The following is a 19,489-nucleotide window of genomic DNA, read 5'->3' on the forward strand; positions in this document are numbered from 1 at the left end:
CTCGTTCCCATTCCTACGAGAGTGAGGAACGTCACATGAGTGGCACCACCATGCGTTCTGACGGTTCCGGAGGCGTTTCACGCCGAAGATTCATAGCTGGAACCAGTTCTATTCTGGGCGTCGCATCCCTGGCGACGCTCGCCCCCGCGACCCCTACGTACGCCGCGGCAGCGGCAGGACCCATCGGCGACGGAGCCCGCGTCCCCGTACTGATCATCGGCACCGGGTACGGCGGCTCCGTCGCCGCCCTGCGCCTCGCCCAGGCAGGCGTCGACGTGCACATGGTCGAGATGGGCATGGCCTGGGACACCCCCGGCTCCGACGGCAAGATCTTCGCCCACACGACCTCACCCGACGGCCGTTCCTACTGGCTGCGCACCAAGACCAAACAGCCCCTGAGCAACTTCCTCGGCTTCCCGATCGACAGGGCCATCCCCCGCTACACCGGAATTCTCGACGCCGAGGACATGGGCGGGATCCTCGTCTACCAGGGCCGCGGAGTCGGCGGCGGCTCCCTGGTCAACGGCGGCATGGCGGTCACGCCCAAGCGCGAGAACTTCGGCGCAGTCCTCCCCTCGGTCAACGCCGACGAGATGTACTCCACCTACTACCCGCGCGCCAACGCCGGTCTCGGCGTCAGCACCATCGACCCCGCCTGGTTCGACAGCGTCGACTGCTACCAGTACTCCCGGGTCGGCCGTAAGCACGCCCAGCGATCCGGCTTCCCGTTCGTCTTCGTGCCCGGCGTCTATGACTGGGACTACATGAAGCAGGAGGCGGCCGGAACAGTCCCCAAGTCGGCGGTCGCCGGTGAGATCCTCTATGGCAACAACTACGGCAAGAAGTCACTCCAGAAGACCTACATCGCCAAGGCCACCGCGACCGGAAAGGTCAGCATCTCCGCACTGCACAAGGTCACCACGGTCAGCCCCGCGTCCGGCGGCGGCTACAGCGTCGTCATCGAGCAGCTCGACACCAGCGGCACCACCACCGCCACCAAGACCGTCACCGCGCAGAAGGTGTTCTTCGCGGCAGGCAGTGTCGGCACCAGCAAACTGCTGGTCAAGCTGAAGGCCACCGGCGCGCTGCCCCGGCTGAACGCGGAGATCGGCAAGGGCTGGGGCGACAACGGCAACGTCATGTGCGGTCGCGCCAACCACATGTGGGACCCGACCGGCAAGGTGCAGTCGTCCATCCCCACGGCCGGCATCGACAACTGGGCGGCCGGAGGCGCGTTCGCCGAGGTCGCGCCGCTGCCCACCGGCATCGAGACCTACGCCTCGTTCTACCTCTCGATCACCAAGAACCCGAACCGTGCCGCCTTCTCGTGGAACGCCTCGGCGGGGAAAGTGGACCTGAACTGGCAGACGGCCTGGAAGCAGCCGTCCATCAACGCGGCCAAGACCATTTTCGACAAGATCAATTCCAAGGAGGGGACGATCTACCGCACCGATCTGTTCGGCACGTACAAGATCTGGGGCGACCATCTCACGTACCACCCGCTCGGCGGCGCCGTCCTGAACAAGGCCACCGACAACTACGGCCGTCTGCACGGCTATACGGGCCTGTACGTCATCGACGGCTCGCTGATCCCCGGCAACACGAGCGTCAATCCGTTCGTCACCATCACGGCGCTCGCCGAACGCAACATCGAGAAGATCATCGCCACTGATGTGTAGCACCAGGCGTGTGTAGCACCGTGGATGTGTAGCAACTCCCCTCAGTGGCCGGGGAGTACGCAGACCGCGTCCAGGCCGAGCACGTGGTTGAGGCGGCCGAAGGCCAGCCAGGAACCGATGCTCATGCTCAGCTCCACGATCTCGCGCTGGCTGTAGTGCGCGGTCATCCGCTTCCAGAACTCCTCGTCGAGGCCATGGTGATCCAGGGCGTACCGCTCGGCGTACTCGGCGGCAAGGCGTGTCCGGTCGTCGAAGGCGTCGGTGGTGCGCCACTGGGTGACCGCTTCGGCGAACTCCTCCTCGACCTTCTCGCCCTCGCGTTCGGTGCGCCAGTCGAGGCAGAACAGGCACCCGTTGATCTGTGCGACACGCAGCCGCGCGGCCTCGAACTCCCGCAGTCCCAGGGTCGTGTGCTCGTACACCGACAGCGAGAAGTTCGCCGCGGCCATGCCGATCCCGGGGACCATCTCACCCCACACGTACCCGATCGGCTCCTGCCCCTCGGGGATGTCTATGTGCATCGAGCTCATTGCTTGCTCCTTCCGAGTTTGCCGGTCGCGGGGCGCAGCGGGACGTCGAGCGCGTCGTAAAGGCCGGGGTCCATGTCCACGAGCCAGTCGATGGCTCCGACAAGACGGCCGACCGCGGTGGCGTTGCCGCCCGCCGACCGGTTCTCCCCCTCGTCGGTGGCCTCCACCGTCACCTCGATGCGCGGGCGGCCCTCGATGATCACGCGGTGCGCCCCGGCGCCGTCGGGTGGCGTGGGCCAGTCCGGTGCGCAGGACGGGTGGATGCGGGTGACGTGCTCGATGACGATGCGGGGCTCGCCCCCGACGATGCCCTGCACCTCGAAGCGCACGGCGCCCTGGGTGCCCGCCTCGAAGTCACCCATCGTCCTGGTGCTCACCGAGGTGTCGAGCGCGCGTCGCTCCAACGTCTCGCGGATGTCGTCGAGTTCGACGCCGAGCGCCCTGGCCATCAGCCGGATCTGCCCGCCCCACACCATGGTCGGAATGGTCTCGGCGAGCATGAGGGGCTGGTAGTCCATCGGATGCCCCATGCCGATCAGATGGCGTACGGAATCCTCCTGGTCGTACGTGGAGTAGTCGAAGATCTCCTGGCAGCGGATCCCGTCGACGGTGCTGCCGAGTCCGCTGATAAGGAGCGGCAGGATGTCGTTGCCCCAGCCGGGGTCGACGCCGGACACGAAGAGGGAGCCGCCGCCGTCCGCGACGGCGGCGAGGAGCGGATCCCGCAGCTCGGGCGGGGCGTTGCGCTGGTCGTAGAGCGCGTAGAGCGCGGGGGTGACGACGACGGCGCCGGCCCGGATCGCCCGGCCGACGTCCTCCAGGGCCTCGTCGGGGCGGATGTCGCCGGAGGCCGCGTACACCACGGCCTGGGGTGCGGCCGCCAGGACCGCGTCGATGTCGTCGGTCGCCGTGACGCCCAACTGCCCCTGGAGACCGGCGAGGTCGGCCGCGTCGCGGCCGACCTTGCCGGGACTGTGGACGAGCACGGCCGTGAGCTTCAGCGCCGGGTGGGCCTCCACGGCACGTATGGCCGCTCGGCCGACATTTCCGGTACCCCAGACAACCGTGGAAATCATGCGCGGAGGGTAGCCAGAGGGCGTATCACTTCATAGGGCCATGACCGGAGAAATTTCCAGCGCGAGCGCCCGCCCCGAGGAGCAGGAGTTCGGGCCCTAACGGATGTTGACGTCGATGCACGCGTAGAAGGCGTTCGACGTGTCGCCTATGTTCCAGACCGCGAGCACCTTGTGCCTGCCGGTGGCGCTGCCGAGGTTGACCTGGTGCGAGACGGTGGTGGGGGGCTGCTGGTTGCCGCCATCGATGGTGGCGACCTTCCTGCCGTCGACGAAGTACTCGTAGTTCGCGGTGCGGTGGCGTGCGGTGAAGGTCCAGGTGAAGGTCTGCGTGCGACTGACGTCGCTGACCCGCCACCCCTTGCTGTCGTTGTCGAGTTCCGCGAACCGGGCGTTGCCGCCGCTGCAGCTGCGCAGGCCCTTGGGCCCTTCGACGCTCTGCGGTTCCCACTTGATCTCACCGCACGCGACCGTGCCGGCGGCGCACTGCGCCTGCCGGCTGGCCGGTGCGTTGACGTATCCGTGCGCGCTGGCCGAACCGGTCGGCAGGGTGAGGGCGAGGACCGGTGCGAGGCCCGCACCGATCATGGCGGCGAACTTCCGCTTCCTGTGCATGCATACTCCTTCACGGCGCTGAGGTGGGGGTGTGCGTGAAGTGCTGGGGCCAGATGTTCGCGAGGGCCGATTAGTCCAGACCATAGACTTCGGCCGCCCTCGGTCAAGGCCCTTTTCGCGCCAGGTACGTGCGACAGGAGAGCCGCGGTCTACGCCGTGCGGCGCAGGCGTGCCGAGAGGTGATGCTGGAGCGGTTGGCCGACTGCTTCGAGGTCGTGGACGAAGGTGAGCCGGCCGTCCTCGGTGAGCGTGTAGCGGCGGCGGGTCGCCTTGACCTCCTTGGCGGTGGGGGTGCGGGCCACCTCGCTGGTGGAGAGGTCGATCGTGTCGCCCGTCGCCCGGCCCACCGCGATCTCCGCGATGCCGGTGGGCTGGGTGATCAGCGCCTCCACCCGGCCGTCGGGCTGCAGCCGCCACCAGCCGCTCTCCCGCGCGGAGGGCCGCAGCGGTGCGTCGTCGGCGTCCAGGAGCCAGGCCCGTGCCTCGTAGCGGAGGAAGGGACGGCCGTCGTGGCTGAAGGTGACTTCCTGGGCGTAGGTGAAGTCCGCGTCGAGGGTCGGGTATTCGCCCTGGCCCCGGCCGTGCCAGGTACCCAGCAGGCCGAGCACCGGCGCGAGCAGCGCGTGCGGCGTCGGTGTCTCGTCCGGCCGGTGGCCGTCGGGGTACGGGTGCTCCGGTGCGGGGTCGAACACGGTGTGCGCTCCAAGGTCGGGGGCCGATGCCAGAAGAAGCCTAGGGGCCCTCAGGACCAGGGAGGGGAGACGGACTCCATCTGTCGGCCCCGCCGGACACCCTGCGGTGCCGCATCACGCCGGACCCGGTCAGCGGGACCCTGCTGGTCATTCCCATGGGACGTCACCACGGAGAATCGACTTAGGGTAGCCTCACCTAGATTTTTGCTGTCCGGCCCTGGAGAGGTGGCGGGTGAGTTCTTCAAGTCCGTCGGGGCGGGACGTCCTGAGAGAGTCGATACGGGGCCAGCGGCGCGATGTCGCCGTCGGCTCGGTGCTGGGTTCCGGGCACCAGATAGGCGAGGCGCTGGTCCCCGTCCTGATCGGTGTCGCGATCGACCAGGCCGTCACCGACTCCGACACCGGCGCCCTGCTCATGTGCCTCGGCGTCCTCGCCGTCGGCTATGTGGCGCTCGCGCTGAGCTTCCGCTTCGGCGCCATGGCCGGTGAGCGTTCCGCCGCCCGCGCCGAGCACACCCTGCGCGTCTCCCTCATACGCCGCATCCTGGATCCCGGCGGCGGAGCCGAGGAAGGCCGGCTTCCCGGCGCCCTCGCGAACATCGCCACCGAGGACGCCAAGCGGGTCGGCGCCGTCAACATGGCCCTGATGTCCGGGATCTCGGCGCTGACCGGCATCCTCACCTGTGCGGTCGTCCTGCTGCGCATGTCGCTGACGCTCGGCCTCGTCGTGCTGCTCGGCACGCCGGTGCTGCTCTGGCTCGGGCATCTCCTGAGCAAGCCTTTGGAGAGCCGCAGCGAGGCAGAGCAGGAGCGGGCGGCACACGCGTCCGCCGTCGCCGCCGACCTGGTGACGGGCCTGCGGATCCTCAAGGGCATCGGCGGTGAGTCGGCCGCCATCGCCCGTTACCGCACCACGAGCCGTGACTCCCTGGGCGCCACCCTGAAGGCGGCACGCGCGCAGGCCTTCCAGAGCGGCATGGTCCTCGCACTGACGGGGTGCCTGATCGCCGCCGTCGCGCTGGTCGGCGGCAGGCTCGCCGCCCAGGGCAGCATCAGCCTGGGCGAGCTGGTCTCGGCGGTGGGGCTCGCGCTCTTCCTCCTCGGTCCCCTTGAGGTGCTCGCCTGGGTCAACGCCGAGTTCGCCCAGGGCCGGGCGTCGGCGGGACGGATCGCGGAGGTCGTCGCCACCGAGCCCGTCGTCACCGGCGGCGACCGGAGCCTGCCCTTCCCGGTGCGCGGGGCGGTGCGGCTCGACGGCGTACGGCACGGCGGGCTGCGGGGCGTCGACCTGGACGTCACGCCCGGCGAACTGCTCGGCGTGGTCGCGACGGACCCAGCGCACGCCAACGACCTGCTGCGCTGCCTGGCCCGCCGGGCCGACCCGGAGGCCGGGACCGTGGAGCTGGACGGCATCCCCCTGCGGGACCTCGACCCCGCCGAACTGCGCACGGCGATGCTGGTCGCCGAACACGACGCGGACCTCTTCGAGGGCACCGTCCGCGACAACGTCACGGCCGCCGCGTCCGACACCACCGACCCGGAGCAGGCCATGGCGGCCGCCGGCGTCGCGCAGATCGCCCGGACACTGCCGGACGGCGAGCACACGCCTGTCGGAGAGCGCGGCCGCTCACTCTCGGGTGGGCAGCGCCAACGCGTCGCCCTCGCCCGAGCACTGGCCGCCGAGCCCCCCGTCCTGGTGGTCCACGATCCGACCACCGCGGTGGACGCCGTGACCGAGGCCGGCATCGCGGCCGGTGTCCGCGAGATCCGCAAGGGCCGCACCACGGTCCTGGTGACCACGAGTCCCGCGCTCCTCTCGGTCACCGACCGGGTGGTCCTCCTGGACGAGGGGCGAGTCATCGACACGGCCCCGCACGCAGACCTGATCCAACGTCATGAGGCGTATCGCACGGCGGTGTTGGCATGAACGAGACCTCGGCCGAGCAGCACACGGACACCCGCGAGCTGCTCCCCACCGCCACCGCGACCCGCACCCGCGCCGCGGTCCGCGAACTGGTGCGCCCTTACCTCGGCCTTGCGGCCTGCGGCTTCGGAGTGATGATCGCGGCGACCGCCGTGGGCCTCCTTGTCCAGCCGCTGCTCGGCCGCATCGTCGACCTGGTGGCCGAGCAGCGCCCGGCGGGCGACCTCACGCTGCCGGTCGTCCTGCTCGTCCTGGTCGCCCTCGTACACGGCGGAACCACCTCGCTCGGCCTGACGCTCGTCTCCCGGCTCGGCGAGACCGTGCTCGCGCACCTGCGCGAGCGGTTCGTGGAGAAGGCCCTGCGGCTGCCGCTCGAACAGGTGGAGAAGGCCGGGGCAGGAGACCTCACCGCGCGGGTGACCCGGGACGTGTCGGTGGTGGGCGAGGCGGTGCGCAGCGCCCTGCCCGAACTGGCCCGCTCCCTGCTCGCCATCCTGCTGACGCTGGTGGCGATGGCGGCCCTTGACTGGCGTTTCCTGGTCGCGACCCTCCTCGCGGTGCCCATCCAGGCATCCACCGCCCGCTGGTACGTCCGCCACGCCGTTCCGCTCTACGCCCAGCAGCGCATCGCCACCGGGGCACAGCAACAGCAGCTGCTCGACACCATCGCCGGCGCGGGCACGGTGCGGGCCTTCCGCATCGAGGAGGAGCACACCGCCCGCGTGACCCGCCGCAGCTCGACGGCGGTCGAGCTGAAGATGCGCGGCATCCGGCTCGTCCTGGACTTCTACAACCGGCTGCACGTCGCCGAGTATCTCGGCCTCACCGCGGTCCTCGTCACCGGGTTCTTCCTGGTCCGCTCGGACTCCGTGTCCATCGGCACCGCGACCGCCGCCGCGCTCTACTTCCACAGCCTCTTCACGCCGGTCAACTCCGCGCTCGTACTCCTGGACGACGCGCAGTCGGCGACGGCCTCGCTCGCCCGCCTGGTCGGGGTCGCCGACGAGACGACCCCCGAGCCCGCGGCCACACCGCTGACGCAGCCCGGCACGGAACCGGACGGCACCGTCACCGTGATCGGCATCGACCACGAGTACGTGTCCGGGCAGCCCGTCCTGCAAGCGGTGGACCTGAAGCTCCGGGCCGGGGAGCGTGTGGCCCTGGTCGGCCCGAGCGGCGCGGGAAAGACGACCCTGGCCAAGCTCATCGCGGGGGTGCACCGGCCGACCTCCGGATCGGTGCACCTGACCGGCGCCCGGGGCCGGGGCAACGGCCTTCCGGTCGCCCTGGTCACCCAGGAGACGCATGTCTTCGCCGGGCCGCTCGCGGACGACCTGCGCCTCGCCCGTGCCGACGCCACCGACGACGAGCTGCGCACGGCGCTGACCGACGTCGAGGCCATCGACTGGGTCGAGGCCCTGCCCGACGGCCTTGACACCGTCGTGGGCGACGGAGGCCACCGCCTCACCTCCGCCCAGGTCCAGCAACTCGCCCTCGCCCGGCTGATGCTGGCCGATCCGCCGGTGGCCGTGCTCGACGAGGCGACCGCCGAGGCGGGCAGCACCGGCGCGCGTCTCCTGGAGAAGGCCGCGGGCCGGGCGGTCGAGGGGCGCACCGCGCTGGTCGTCGCACACCGCCTCACCCAGGCCGCGACCGCGGACCGGATCGTCGTCATGGAGGAGGGCCGGATCGTGGAGAGCGGCACCCATGACGAACTGCGCGCGGGCTCCGGGCCGTACGCCTCCCTGTGGCAGGCGTGGTCGGGCACCCGCACCGGGAGCGACACCTTGAAGGGCGACGACTGAGGCCGGCTCTCCCAGACGCGCAGCACACCTCGCGACCCCGCTCGCCTCCGCGCAGCGGCAGACCAGGCCGCTCCCGCGTCCTCACCGGTCTCGGCTTCACCCTGCCGGGCGACCTGGACAAGGTCATCGGGGACGAGCTCGGTACCGCCATCAGCAAGGAACGCACCGATCTACTGAACACCGACGCGAGCGTGTGCATCGCCACAGACCCCGCGAAGGACGAGGCTGAGCTCGACAGGAACGTCCTCTACGCCGACCTGCCGTACATACTGGAACGCCTGGTGCCGCAGCTGGCATCGGCCGTCGACGGCGACACCGCGACCAAGGTGAAGCAGCACGCCGGGAGCCAGTGAACGTATGATCAGCCGATGTCTGACACGACCGAAACCACACCCGGCTGGCTGACCTCCGACGAGCTCGAGCAGGCCCGTTCACGCATGCCGATCCTGTATGTCGAGGCCGTGCCGGTGCGCGTCGACGACAACGGCGAAGTCACCAGCATCGGACTGCTGTTGGGCATGGGGCGGGACGGAGCGGTCAGCCGCTCCCTCGTCTCGGGCCGGGTCCTGCACCACGAGCGGGTGCGCGACGCCCTGCTGCGCCACCTCGAGAAGGACCTCGGCCCGGCGGCGCTCCCCCGCGTCCCGGCCTCCCTGCAGCCCTTCACCGTCGCCGAGTACTTCCCGACGCACGGCGTCACGCCGTTCCACGACCCCCGCCAGCACGCCGTGTCCCTCGCCTACATCGTGCCGGTGGCCGGTGACTGCCGTCCGCGGCAGGACGCTCTCGACCTGGCCTGGTTCAGTCCGCAGGAGGCCTCGTCCGAGGTGGTCCAGAGCGAGATGCCGGGCGGTCACGGCGTCCTCCTCAAGCAGGCACTCGCGCACGCGGGTTGCCTGACCTGAGCGGATTCCGGCGGAGCCCGGCGCATCGTCCGGTGAAACCCCCGGTGACGGATTAGGTAAGGCTCGGCTAAGTTGATCGGCGAGTGCCTCCCTCCGGAGGCACCCCTGCCAAGGAGATCGACGCAGCATGAGCTCAACCATCCGCCGGGCCCGCCGTACCACCGCGATAGCCGTGTCCCTCGCCGCGGGCGGCGCCCTGGCCTCGACCGGGAGCGCGGGCGCCGTCACCGCGGACGCCGGCTCGCCCGCCACCTCCGCGCCGATCGCGCCGGGTCTGTACCAGTCCGCGTACTCGGAGCGGAACGACGCGCTCTGGGTCGCCTCCTCGGTGGGCCAGCCGCCCGCGCCCGTCACCGGGTCCAGCCTCCTGAAGGTCGACCCGGACTCGCTGCGGGTCAAGAAGAGATACACGCCGGCGACCAACGCGGCCACGGGCGCCGTCCAGTCCGTCTACGGCGTCGCCGTGGACGACGAGCACAACACCGTCTGGACGACGAACACCCGGGACAACTCCGTCTCCGTCTACAGCCAGCGCACCGGCAAGCACCTCGCCACCCTGCCCGGCGTGAACCACTCGCGGGAGATCGTCGTCGACGAGCGGCGCGACCTGGTGTGGGCGAGCGCCTTCGGCGACGGCACCCTCGTCGCCTTCGACTCCGGCACCTTCAAGGAGAAGCGGCGCGTCACCGTACCGGGCGCGGGACCGACGGGCCTGGCCGTGAACGAGCGGACCGGCTCGGTGTACGCGGCCGACCACACCGGCGACCGGATCATCGAGGTCTCCGCCGGTGCCGCGAGCCCGCGGCTCATCCCGACCGGCGACGGCCCGCTCTCGGTGGCACTCTCCAAGAACGGCCGCACCGCCTACACCGGTGACCAGACCGCGGGCACCGTCTCGGTCGTCGACCTCCGCAAGGGCGCCGTCACCCGGTCCGTGGCATCCGGCCTCGGCACCAAGTCCGTTGCCGTCGACCACCGTTCAGGCCACGTCCTGGCCGTCAACCGCCTCTCCGCCACCGTCACGATCGTCGACCCGCACAAGGGCGCTGTCGTGAAGACGGTGTCCACCGCGGCCCTGCCGAACCACGTCCACGTGAACAAGGGCACCGCCTACGTGGTCGACAAGTCGGCGTCGGGCCCCACGGGCGAGGACCTGATGGCCCGCTTCCGCGTCCGCCACTAGCCACCGCCAACTGCCGCTATCCGGCGACGAAGTCGCGCACACCTTGTGACACCCCGTCGTCTCCCAGCAGGTCGTTGTGCTTCAGGCAGCCCGCCGCGTTGTTCGTGGCGCCGTCGAGGCGCACGCTGCTGTCGGGGTTGATCACCTCGTCGCAGTGGGACCACCAGGTCGCGTAGGCGACGCCTCCTGGTGTCTCGTCGCCCTCCGCGAGCCCGTCCTGGACGTACGAACCCGGTGTCATGTCACGGCAGGCCTGCGACCAGGCGGCGCAGGCCCAGGCCGTGGCGGTGCCGTGGTTGGGACCCGCGAGGGAAGCCCAGTGCGCGACCGTCGCGGTGCCGCCGCCGTGCTTGACGTACCAGCGGGTGACGAGGCTCCCGAAGGAGTGGGCGACGATGTCCACCTTGGCGGCGCCCGACTGTGCGCGCACCTGCTCGACGTACGCGGCGAACCGGCCGGAGAGCACCTCGTTCACCGACCGGCTGGTGTCGTACCCCCAGGAGAACAGCTCCGCGTCCGTGTAGCCGGACGCCTTGAAGTCCTCCCGCAGGGAGCCCCACACCCCCGGGTCGGCGTTGTAGCCATGGACGAAGATCACCGGAGTGCGGGCGGCCTTCGGGGTCTCGTCCGCCTGGGCCGGGGTCAGCGGCGTCAGGAGGGCGGCGGTGGCCGCGATGGTCAGCGGGAATGAGATGCGGCGCAGCACGGGCTCCCCCTCGGTCCGGCGGATCGGTGCCGAGAATGGTGAGGTGTGCGACGACGAATGAACAGCCCTGTGCAGCAGGGAAGTTACCGTGGGTATCAAGCCTCGGGGTGATCCGGGGTGCTCGCTTCGTCGTCCGGGTTCCAGTCCAGGAGCCGGACCTTCGCGACCGTCCGCACATGTCGGCGCATCGCGGCGGCCGCCGCTCGGCCCCGGCCCGCCTCGATCGCGTCGAGGATCGCGTGATGCTGGGCCAGGGACCGGGCGGGACGCCGCACCTGGCGCAGCGACTCGTGACGGCTTTCGGTGATCTGCTCGGCGATGGAGCGCATGAACTCGGCGAGCAGCGCGCTGTGGGCGGCCGCGGTCACGGCGGCGTGGAAGAGCCGGTCGCCCTCGACCCCGCGTTCGCCCGCCTCGATCTCCCGCGCCATCGTGTCGAGCGCCGCCCGCATCGCCCGTACGTCCTGGTCCGTGCGGCGCTCCGCGGCCAGTTCGGCGAGTTTGGTCTCAAGTGCCTCTCGCGCCTCCAGGACGTCGGGCAGCCGGCGCCTGCGCTCCACGAGCCGCTCCACGGGCTCGGCGTCCAGGCTGTCCTTGACCAGGTAGGTGCCGCCGCCGTGCCGCACCTCGACCAGGCCCTGCACTTCCAGTACGACGATGGCCTGCTTGACGGAGGCGCGGGACACCCCGAGGCGCTGGGCCAGTTCGCGCTCGGGCGGCAGCCGGTCGCCGGAGCGCAGTCCGCCCTCGCCTACGTAGGCGCGCAGCCGGTCGAGCACCTGCTCGTACAGCCGCGTCCTGCCCATGGGGCGCAGCGCGTCAGACATCCCAACCCCCATATCGGCCTCAGTGCCGGATTTCGGTCCCCGTGCCGATGGTTCCGCAGCCTAACAGCGGCCCCTCCAGTGGACGAGTGGGCAAGTGGCTGAACCAATTTGCGTCCGATCTCTTGACGGCCGAAACCGATACCCCGACGCTGAGTTCCGCCAACGGCCACATTGGCTCAGCCACTTGGCCACTGAGGGACGGCCCCAGGGACGGGAGCCCACGATGTCCGCCGAACTCATCTCCATCCTCGTACTCGTGGTGGTCTTCGTGATCGCCACCACCCGCTCCATCAACATGGGCGCGCTCGCCTTCGCCGCCGCCTTCGCGGTCGGCGAGCTGGTCGCCGACCTCGACGCGGACGGCATCTTCGCCGGCTTCCCCGGTGACCTCTTCGTCGTCCTGGTCGGCGTGACCTATCTGTTCGCGATCGCCCGCGCCAACGGCACCACCGACTGGCTCGTGCACGCGTCGATCCGCCTGGTGCGCGGGCGGATAGCCCTGATCCCCTGGGTGATGTTCGTGATCACCGGGGCACTCACCGCGATCGGCGCGGTCAGCCCGGCCGCCGTGGCGATCGTCGCCCCGATCGCCCTCAGCTTCGCGGCACGGTACGGGATCAGCCCGCTCCTGATGGGCGCCATGGTGGTGCACGGGGCGCAGGGCGGCGGCTTCTCGCCCATCAGCATCTACGGGTCGATCGTCAACGGCATCATGGAGCGCGAGAACCTGCCGGGGAACGAGGTCGTGCTGTTCCTCGCCTCGCTCGTCGTCAACCTCATCATCGCCGGGATCGTCTTCGTCCTCTTCGGCGGGCTGAAGCTGGGCGGCCGCGACACCGGCAAGTCGGACGAGAGCGAGGCCGATGCGCGGCTCGATCCAGCCAAGATCGCCACGCTCGCCGCCCTGGTCGCCCTCGTCGTCGCCGTGCTGGCCTTCGATCTCGACGCCGGTCTGAGCGCCATCACCCTTGCCGTACTCCTGAGCGCGTTCTGGCCCGACGTCAGCCGCAAGGCCGTCGGCGAGATCGCCTGGGCGACCGTGCTGCTGATCTGCGGTGTGCTGACCTACGTCGGCGTGCTGGAGGAGATGGGCACCATCAAGTGGGCCGGAGAGGGCGTCTCCGACATCGGCGTCCCGCTCCTCGCCGCCCTGCTCCTCTGCTACATCGGCGCGCTCGTCTCCGCGTTCGCCTCCTCCGTCGGGATCATGGGCGCGCTCATCCCGCTCGCCGTACCGTTCCTGGCCCAGGGCGAGATCGGGGCGGTCGGCATGATCGCGGCGCTCGCCGTGTCCGCCACCGTCGTGGACGTCAGCCCCTTCTCGACCAACGGCGCACTGGTGCTCGCCGCCGCCCCGGACGTCGACCGGGAGCGCTTCTTCCGGCAGCTGATGGTGTACGGCGGGATCGTGGTGGCCGTGGTGCCCGCCGCGGTGTGGCTCGTCTTCGTGGTGCCAGGATTCGGGTAGGACGAACCAGCACAAGACAGCGGTCCGTGACGACAACCAAGGAGATAAGCAGCGTGAGCTCCCCCCATCCGCCCCTCTTCCCGGCCCTCGTCGCGGGCCCCGACCTCCCCGCCCTGCGCTTCGGCGAACGCTCGTTGACGTACGCCGAGCTCGCCGCCACGGCAGGTTCCCTGGCCGCCTCGATCGGCTCGGCGCGCCGGGCGGCACTGTGGGCCACGCCGTCCCTGGAGACCGCCGTCGGTGTGGTGGCCGCGCTGCTCGCCGGTGTGCCGGTGGTGCCGCTGAACCCGAAGATCGGCGAGCGCGAGCTGGGGCACATCGTGGCGGACAGCGCCCCGACGGTGGTGCTCGCGGCGCCCGGCGACGAACTTCCGTCCACTCTCCGCGCGTTGGAGCGTGTGGAAGTGACCCTCGCCGCCTCCACGACGGCCGCGGCTCCGCCCGCCGAGCCCGACCCCGAGTCCCCGGCCCTGATCGTCTACACGTCGGGCACCACGGGACCGCCCAAGGGCGCGGTGCTTCCCCGCCGGGCCCTCTCCACCACCTTGGACGCCCTGGAGGACGCCTGGCAGTGGACGTCCGACGACGTACTGGTGCACGGGCTCCCGCTGTTCCACGTGCACGGCCTGATCCTCGGCATCCTCGGGCCGCTGCGCCGGGGCGGTTCGGTGCGGCACCTTGGCCGGTTCTCCGTCGAGGGGGTGCAGCGCGAACTGACCGACGGTGCCACGATGTTGTTCGGCGTGCCGACCATGTACCACCGCATCGCGGAGGCGCTGCCCACCGACCCGGGCCTCGCCAAGGCCCTGTCCGGCGCGCGCATCCTGGTCTCCGGGTCCGCCGCGCTGCCCGTCCACGACCACGAGCGCATCGCGGCGGCCACCGGGCGCCGGGTGATCGAGCGGTACGGCATGACGGAGACCCTGATGAACACGAGCGTGCGGGCCGACGGCGAGGCGCGCGCCGGAACCGTCGGGGTGCCGTTGGGCGGTGTGGAGCTGCGCCTCGTGGACGAGGCGGGCGCCGAGACCGCGGACCCGGGCGAGGTCGGCGAGATCGAGGTGCGCGGCCCGAACCTGTTCACCGAATACCTGAACCGGCCGGACGCCACCGCCGCCGCCTTCACCGGCGACGGCTGGTTCCGCACCGGCGACATGGCGGTGCGCGACGACGACGGCTATGTGCGCATCGTCGGCCGCAAGGCCACCGACCTCATCAAGAGCGGCGGCTACAAGATCGGCGCGGGCGAGATCGAGAACGCCCTCCTCGAGCACCCAGGCGTACGGGAGGCCGCCGTGACCGGGGAACCCGACGAAGACCTGGGCGAGCGCATCGTCGCCTGGATCGTGCCGGCCGACCCCGAACAGCTGCCGACAGCAGCCGACTTGGCGGACCACGTGGCCGCCCAGCTCGCTCCGCACAAGCGCCCCCGCACGGTGCGCTACCTGTCGGAGCTCCCCCGCAACGACATGGGGAAGATCATGAAGCGGTCCCTCCATGCCTGAGCCGACGCCTGACGGCCCGGCACTGCACTCGACCGCCCGCTGGACTGCCCGCGCGGCCATCACCGCGGTGGCGGATGAGGACAGCTTCTGCGAACTCTCGTCGGGCGTCTCCGACTTCGAGGCGTCCGGGCCGGACGGCCCACTCGGCTGGCAGGGTTACGCCGAGTCCCTCACCCGCGCCGCGGAACGCACCGGCGAGCGGGAGTCGGTGGTCTGCGGCACCGCCACCGTGGGCGGCACCCAGGCGGTGATCGCCTCCTTCGAGTTCGGTTTCCTGGGCGGCTCCCTCGGCGAGCGCACGGGTGACCGCCTGGAAGCCGCGCACCGTCACGCCCGGGACCACCGGCTGCCCGTCGTCTCGCTGATCGCCACGGGAGGCAGCCGCATGCAGGAGGGCATGCGCGCACTGGTCCAACTGCAGCGCGTGGCACGGCAGTCCGAGCTCACCGGCGCGGCGGGCCTGGCCCGGATCGCCGTCCTGCGCGACCCGACCACGGGCGGCGGCTGGGCCACCCTGGGGGCAGGCGCCGACCTGATCCTCGCCCTGCCCGGCAGCCAGATCGGCTTCGCCGGGTCCCGGGTGCGCCCGGCGGACGCGGATCCGGCCGCCTACACCGCCGAGGCCCAGTTCGCGGCCGGGGCGATCGACGACGTCGTACGCCCCGAGGAACTGCGCGGGGCGCTGGCGCTGCGCCTCGGCCTTCTGTCTCCTGCCGGTGGTGCCCGCCTTGGGGCCGACGTGCCCGAAGTCCCCGCTCCCCCCGGCGCGCTCGGCCGCTGCGACCTGCCCGCCACCGGATGGGAAGCCGTCAGCCGCGCCCGTGCCGCCGAACGCCCCCGTGCGGCAGCCTATTTGGACGCCTACTTCACGGAGCGGGCGCCGTTGCGCGGTGACCGGTGCGGGGGCACCGACCCGGGGATGCTCTGCGGATTCGGGCGGCGCGAAGGGCGGACCGTCGCCTTCGCGGCGCAGTGCGGGACGGCGACGACGCCGGCCGGGTACCGCACCGCGGCACGTCTCGTGCGGCTCGCGGGGCGGCTCGGGATTCCCGTCCTGACCCTCGTAGACACCCCGGGCGCCGCCAACGGGGCAGAGGCCGAACGGGCGGGCGCGGGCGCGGCGATCGCCGATCTGTTCGCCGCCGTCGCCACCTCACCGGTGCCGGTCACGTCGCTGGTCATCGGCGAGGGCGGGTCGGGCGGGGCGCTCGCGCTCGCGTCACCGGACAACCTCTGGGCGACACCGGACAGCTACTTCTCGGTGATCGCCCCCGAGCAGGCCACCGCGATCCTCAAACGGGGCCACGACGAGGTCCGGTCGACGGCGGAGCAGCTGCGTCTGCGCCCGCAGGACCTGGTGGAACTCGGCGTGGCACGCGGCATCGTGACCGCCTGCCACGGGGTCCGTCGTCGCGGGGGTCTTACGGATCCGTGACGTGGGCCCGTCGTCGGCCGTCGTCCCTGTTCGGTGCGCCTAGCGTGGGCCGCATGCGCGTACTTGTCACCGGCGGCGCCGGGTTCATCGGATCGCACGTGGTCGAAGCCCTCACCGAACGCGGGCATGAGGTGGAGGTGTACGACGCCCTGCTGCCTTCCGCGCACGCCGATCCGCCGCGGGCGCCCGACGGGCAGCGGTGGACCGTGGCCGACGTCCGGGACCGGGACGCGGTGCGGGAGGCGTTGCGCGGGGTGGACGCGGTGTGTCATCAGGCGGCGATGGTGGGCCTCGGCAAGGACTTCGCCGACGCACCCGCGTACGTCGGCTGCAACGACCTGGGTACGGCCGTGCTGCTCGCCGCGATGGCCGAGGCCGGGGTACGTGACCTGGTGCTCGCCGGTTCGATGGTGGTCTACGGGGAAGGGCGCTACGCGTGCGTACGCCACGGGGTGGTGCGGCCGGGACCGCGCGCGGCGGCGGATCTGGACGCCGGGCGCTTCGAGCCTCTCTGCCCGTCCTGCGGGGCCGAGTTGAGGCCCGGCCTGGTGAGTGAGGACGCGCCCGCGGATCCGCGCAATGTGTACGCCTCCACCAAGCTGGCGCAGGAACATCTGGCCGCCGCGTGGGCGCGGGCGAGCGGTGGCCGCGCGGTGTCCTTGCGCTACCACAACGTGTACGGCCCCGGCATGCCCCGCGACACCCCGTACGCCGGTGTGGCCTCCTTCTTCCGTTCCTCGCTGGAGCGGGGCGAGGCGCCCCAGGTCTTCGAGGACGGCCGCCAGCGGCGGGACTTCGTGCACGTACGGGATGTGGCGGCGGCCAATGCGCTGGCACTTGAGGCGGTGCGCGAGCGGGAGGCGGGGGCGTTCACGGCGTACAACACCGGCAGCGGGGAGCCGCACACCGTCGGGGAGATGGCCCACGAACTGGCGCGAGCATTCGGCGGCCCGGCTCCGGCGGTGACGGGCGAGTACCGGCTCGGGGACGTCCGCCACATCACGGCGGACTCGGGGCGGCTGCGGGCGGAGCTCGGCTGGCGGCCCGAGGTCAGCTTCACCAAGGGGATGACGTCCTTCGCCAAGGCACCGCTTCGGGGGTAGCGCGGTTCTCCACCCCTTTCTCCACCCGGTAGTTCGCAGCTGCTTACGTCCCCGCCGCCGGCAGCGTCACCTCGAAGCGGCAGCCGCCCGCGACGTTGCGTACGGCCGCCCTGCCCTGGTGGGCCTCGACGATGCCGCGGACGATCGCGAGGCCGAGGCCCGCGCCCGCCGGGGGTGTGCGGGACTGGCTGCCGCGCCAGCCGGTGTCGAAGACGCGGGCGAGGTCCTCCTCGGGGATGCCGCCGCAGCCGTCGGTCACGGACAGGACCACGCCGTCCGGGGAGCGCTCCGCGGCCACCGCGACGGTCCCGTCGGCCGGTGTGCGGCGGATCGCGTTGATCAGGAGGTTGCCCAGGACGCGGCTCATCTCCTTGCTGTCGACCTCCACCGGGACGGCCTCGACGCTGTCGCCGACGAGCCGCACCCGGTGCTCGCGGGCCAGCGGGTCGACGCCCGCGAGCGCGTCACCCACGAGGTCGTAGACGGAGATGCGGGACGGTGAGAGAGCGAGCGCGCCCGCGTGGATGCGGGAGAGCTCGAAGAGGTCTCCGACCATGGAGTTGAGGCGCTCGACCTCGGTGCGGATCTGGCGCAGGTAGCGGTCCGGCTCGGCGGCGACGCCGTCCTCCAGGGCCTCGGACATGGCCCGCAGTCCGGCCAGCGGGGTGCGCAGGTCGTGCGAGATCCAGGCGACCAGTTCGCGCCGGGAACGCTCCAACGCGCGCTCACGCTCCCGGGATTCGGCGAGTTTGGCGCTGGTCGACTCCAACTCCCGTGTCAGGGCCGCCAGTTCGGCGCTGACGGGTTCCGGCGGGGCCGCGAAGCTGCCGCCGTCGCCGAAGGAACGGGCTGCCAGCATCAGGGCCTTGCTGCGGGCGACCACCCAGCGGCCGAGCAGCAGCGCGGTGGCGAGCGAGACCACGGCGGCCATCGCCACGACGATGGTGACCACCTTCAGGTCGTGCGGCGACAGGAACATCTCCCAGGCCACCGCGAGCGTCCCGGCCAGCATCGCGAGCACGGCGACGGCCGCGACGACGGTCATCGCCACCACGAGGGAGCGGTGCCGCAGCAGGCGCAGCGTCAGGGCGCCCAGAAGTCCGGCGCTCGCGGCCCCCAGGAAGGCGAAGAGGGCGATGAGGAGAATGTCCTGCATGCGGGTCAGCCTTCGGCTCGGGGTGGGACGTGGTCTTGACGGGTGGCGTGGCCGTGGTCGCGGCCGTGGTCGTCACCTCGCGGAGTTTCGACATCAGGGACATCGAGGCGGTACCCCAGGCCCCACACCGTCTGGATCAGCCGCGGACTGGCCGGGTCGTCCTCGACCTTGCCCCGCAGCCTGCGTACGTGGACCGTGACCGTGGACAGGTCACCGAACTCCCAGCCCCACACTTCCCGCATCAGTTCCTCCCGCCCGAACGCCTGCCCTGGATGGCGCAGCAAGAAGGCGAGGAGGTCGAACTCCCGCAGGGTGAGGGCCAGTTCGATGCCTCCCTTGGTCGCGCGGCGTGCGGCCGGGTCCACCTGGAGGCCGGCCGCGCCCAGCGTGGCGACACCCTCGGGAGCGCGCGTGGCGGCGCGGCTGCGGCGCAGCACCGACTCCACGCGCAGGACCAGTTCGCGGGGGCTGAACGGCTTGGTGACGTAGTCGTCGGCCCCCACCTCCAGGCCCAGGATCCGGTCGTCCTCGTCGCCCCGGGCGGTGAGCATGATGACCGGTACCGGGCCCCTGTCGCGCAGGCGACGGCATACCTCGAGACCGTCCATGCCGGGCAGCATCAGATCGAGGACGACGAGGTCGGGCCGGAAGACCCCGGCGCGTTCCAGGGCGCCGGGGCCGTCCTCGGCACGGTCGACCGTGTAACCGCCGCGCTCCAGATAGCCCGCGACGACCTCGGCGACGGTCGGGTCGTCGTCCACGACGAGTACCCGGAGCGGGCCGGGCGCGGCGTTCCCGGCGTTCCCGGCGGGCGGGTGGTCCTGCGGTGGTGGTGGCGGCTGCATGCCGCAAGCCTCGCACCTGCGGCGCGTGGACCGGCCGG

Annotated in this window: 18 protein-coding genes; 10 read left to right on the forward strand and 8 right to left on the reverse strand. The window is 71.4% G+C overall.

Features of this window, described 5'->3' with window-relative positions; translation table 11 throughout:
- Positions 1-35: 35 nt before the first annotated feature.
- Positions 36-1,679 carry a GMC oxidoreductase gene (locus ACZ5U5_RS38325; protein ID WP_469031129.1) on the forward strand — a complete coding sequence of 548 codons (1,644 nt, stop codon included), beginning with the start codon at positions 36-38 and terminating at the stop codon, positions 1,677-1,679.
- A gap of 41 nt (positions 1,680-1,720) precedes the next feature.
- Here ACZ5U5_RS38325 and ACZ5U5_RS38330 read toward each other — a convergent pair whose 3' ends face one another.
- The 4 genes from ACZ5U5_RS38330 to ACZ5U5_RS38345 form a co-directional block, all read right to left on the reverse strand.
- On the reverse strand, positions 1,721-2,200 hold the full coding sequence (locus ACZ5U5_RS38330; protein WP_365816265.1) for a carboxymuconolactone decarboxylase family protein: 480 nt from the start codon (positions 2,198-2,200) through the stop codon (positions 1,721-1,723).
- A 5-nt stretch (positions 2,201-2,205) separates the two neighbouring features.
- Positions 2,206-3,285 (reverse strand): NAD(P)H-dependent amine dehydrogenase family protein, encoded by a 1,080-nt coding sequence (locus tag ACZ5U5_RS38335; RefSeq protein WP_469031131.1) that lies wholly within the window; start codon positions 3,283-3,285, stop codon positions 2,206-2,208.
- 96 nt (positions 3,286-3,381) lie between these two features.
- Complete coding sequence (locus ACZ5U5_RS38340; protein WP_469031132.1) at positions 3,382-3,897, reverse strand: lytic polysaccharide monooxygenase auxiliary activity family 9 protein; 516 nt, start codon at positions 3,895-3,897, stop codon at positions 3,382-3,384.
- A 149-nt stretch (positions 3,898-4,046) separates the two neighbouring features.
- The gene (locus tag ACZ5U5_RS38345; protein ID WP_469031133.1) at positions 4,047-4,589 is read right to left on the reverse strand and encodes a nitrobindin family protein; all 543 of its coding nucleotides are present in this window, start codon (positions 4,587-4,589) and stop codon (positions 4,047-4,049) included.
- Between the two features lie 232 nt (positions 4,590-4,821).
- Between ACZ5U5_RS38345 and ACZ5U5_RS38350 the strand changes: the two genes are divergently transcribed.
- The 5 genes from ACZ5U5_RS38350 to ACZ5U5_RS38370 all read left to right on the forward strand — a co-directional run bounded on the left by ACZ5U5_RS38350 (position 4,822) and on the right by ACZ5U5_RS38370 (position 10,406).
- The gene (locus tag ACZ5U5_RS38350; protein ID WP_469031135.1) at positions 4,822-6,516 is read left to right on the forward strand and encodes an ABC transporter ATP-binding protein; all 1,695 of its coding nucleotides are present in this window, start codon (positions 4,822-4,824) and stop codon (positions 6,514-6,516) included.
- On the forward strand, positions 6,513-8,318 hold the full coding sequence (locus tag ACZ5U5_RS38355) for an ABC transporter ATP-binding protein (protein ID WP_469031136.1): 1,806 nt from the start codon (positions 6,513-6,515) through the stop codon (positions 8,316-8,318). The genes ACZ5U5_RS38350 and ACZ5U5_RS38355 overlap by 4 nt, the downstream gene beginning before the upstream one ends.
- Complete coding sequence (locus ACZ5U5_RS38360; RefSeq protein ID WP_469031137.1) at positions 8,270-8,671, forward strand: hypothetical protein; 402 nt, start codon at positions 8,270-8,272, stop codon at positions 8,669-8,671. The genes ACZ5U5_RS38355 and ACZ5U5_RS38360 overlap by 49 nt, the downstream gene beginning before the upstream one ends.
- A 15-nt stretch (positions 8,672-8,686) precedes the next feature.
- Positions 8,687-9,223, forward strand: a complete 537-nt coding sequence (locus ACZ5U5_RS38365) for an NUDIX hydrolase family protein (RefSeq protein ID WP_451213049.1) — start codon at positions 8,687-8,689, stop codon at positions 9,221-9,223.
- A gap of 127 nt (positions 9,224-9,350) precedes the next feature.
- Positions 9,351-10,406, forward strand: a complete 1,056-nt coding sequence (locus tag ACZ5U5_RS38370) for a YncE family protein (RefSeq protein ID WP_469031139.1) — start codon at positions 9,351-9,353, stop codon at positions 10,404-10,406.
- Between the two features lie 16 nt (positions 10,407-10,422).
- On the opposite strand, the gene ACZ5U5_RS38375 is transcribed toward ACZ5U5_RS38370, so the two are convergent.
- Entirely contained in the window at positions 10,423-11,109 is a 687-nt protein-coding gene (locus ACZ5U5_RS38375) for an esterase/lipase family protein (protein ID WP_469031249.1), read from the reverse strand.
- Between the two features lie 98 nt (positions 11,110-11,207).
- On the reverse strand, positions 11,208-11,939 hold the full coding sequence (locus ACZ5U5_RS38380) for a FadR/GntR family transcriptional regulator (protein WP_469031140.1): 732 nt from the start codon (positions 11,937-11,939) through the stop codon (positions 11,208-11,210).
- Positions 11,940-12,162: 223 nt separating this feature from the next.
- Here ACZ5U5_RS38380 and ACZ5U5_RS38385 point away from each other — a divergent pair, with 223 nt between their 5' ends.
- From ACZ5U5_RS38385 to ACZ5U5_RS38400, 4 genes are read left to right on the forward strand one after another with little or no spacing between them, the layout of a single operon-like run.
- A complete protein-coding gene (locus tag ACZ5U5_RS38385; protein WP_469031141.1) occupies positions 12,163-13,407 on the forward strand; it encodes an SLC13 family permease in 1,245 nt (414 codons plus the stop codon).
- Positions 13,408-13,460: 53 nt separating this feature from the next.
- Positions 13,461-14,912, forward strand: a complete 1,452-nt coding sequence (locus ACZ5U5_RS38390) for an acyl-CoA synthetase (RefSeq protein ID WP_469031143.1) — start codon at positions 13,461-13,463, stop codon at positions 14,910-14,912.
- A complete protein-coding gene (locus ACZ5U5_RS38395) occupies positions 14,905-16,347 on the forward strand; it encodes a carboxyl transferase domain-containing protein (protein WP_469031144.1) in 1,443 nt (480 codons plus the stop codon). Before ACZ5U5_RS38390 ends, ACZ5U5_RS38395 begins: the two co-directional genes overlap by 8 nt.
- A gap of 53 nt (positions 16,348-16,400) precedes the next feature.
- Positions 16,401-17,450, forward strand: coding sequence for an NAD-dependent epimerase/dehydratase family protein (locus ACZ5U5_RS38400; RefSeq protein WP_469031146.1), 1,050 nt, complete (start codon positions 16,401-16,403; stop codon positions 17,448-17,450).
- A 43-nt stretch (positions 17,451-17,493) separates the two neighbouring features.
- On the opposite strand, the gene ACZ5U5_RS38405 is transcribed toward ACZ5U5_RS38400, so the two are convergent.
- Positions 17,494-18,606 carry a sensor histidine kinase gene (locus ACZ5U5_RS38405; RefSeq protein ID WP_469031147.1) on the reverse strand — a complete coding sequence of 371 codons (1,113 nt, stop codon included), beginning with the start codon at positions 18,604-18,606 and terminating at the stop codon, positions 17,494-17,496.
- Positions 18,607-18,611: 5 nt separating this feature from the next.
- Entirely contained in the window at positions 18,612-19,451 is an 840-nt protein-coding gene (locus ACZ5U5_RS38410) for a response regulator transcription factor (protein ID WP_469031148.1), read from the reverse strand.
- Positions 19,452-19,489: the final 38 nt, after the last annotated feature.

This window comes from Streptomyces sp. NPDC033177, from assembly GCF_055577715.1.

Coding starts and splice junctions, on each gene's coding strand:
- ACZ5U5_RS38325 (WP_469031129.1), top strand. CDS start 36: ATGAGTGGCACCACCATGCGTTCTGACGGTTCCGGAGGCGTTTCACGC.
- ACZ5U5_RS38330 (WP_365816265.1), bottom strand. CDS start 2,200: ATGCACATAGACATCCCCGAGGGGCAGGAGCCGATCGGGTACGTGTGG.
- ACZ5U5_RS38335 (WP_469031131.1), bottom strand. CDS start 3,285: ATGATTTCCACGGTTGTCTGGGGTACCGGAAATGTCGGCCGAGCGGCC.
- ACZ5U5_RS38340 (WP_469031132.1), bottom strand. CDS start 3,897: ATGCACAGGAAGCGGAAGTTCGCCGCCATGATCGGTGCGGGCCTCGCA.
- ACZ5U5_RS38355 (WP_469031136.1), top strand. CDS start 6,513: ATGAACGAGACCTCGGCCGAGCAGCACACGGACACCCGCGAGCTGCTC.
- ACZ5U5_RS38365 (WP_451213049.1), top strand. CDS start 8,687: ATGTCTGACACGACCGAAACCACACCCGGCTGGCTGACCTCCGACGAG.
- ACZ5U5_RS38370 (WP_469031139.1), top strand. CDS start 9,351: ATGAGCTCAACCATCCGCCGGGCCCGCCGTACCACCGCGATAGCCGTG.
- ACZ5U5_RS38380 (WP_469031140.1), bottom strand. CDS start 11,939: ATGTCTGACGCGCTGCGCCCCATGGGCAGGACGCGGCTGTACGAGCAG.
- ACZ5U5_RS38385 (WP_469031141.1), top strand. CDS start 12,163: ATGTCCGCCGAACTCATCTCCATCCTCGTACTCGTGGTGGTCTTCGTG.
- ACZ5U5_RS38395 (WP_469031144.1), top strand. CDS start 14,905: ATGCCTGAGCCGACGCCTGACGGCCCGGCACTGCACTCGACCGCCCGC.
- ACZ5U5_RS38400 (WP_469031146.1), top strand. CDS start 16,401: ATGCGCGTACTTGTCACCGGCGGCGCCGGGTTCATCGGATCGCACGTG.
- ACZ5U5_RS38405 (WP_469031147.1), bottom strand. CDS start 18,606: ATGCAGGACATTCTCCTCATCGCCCTCTTCGCCTTCCTGGGGGCCGCG.
- ACZ5U5_RS38410 (WP_469031148.1), bottom strand. CDS start 19,451: ATGCAGCCGCCACCACCACCGCAGGACCACCCGCCCGCCGGGAACGCC.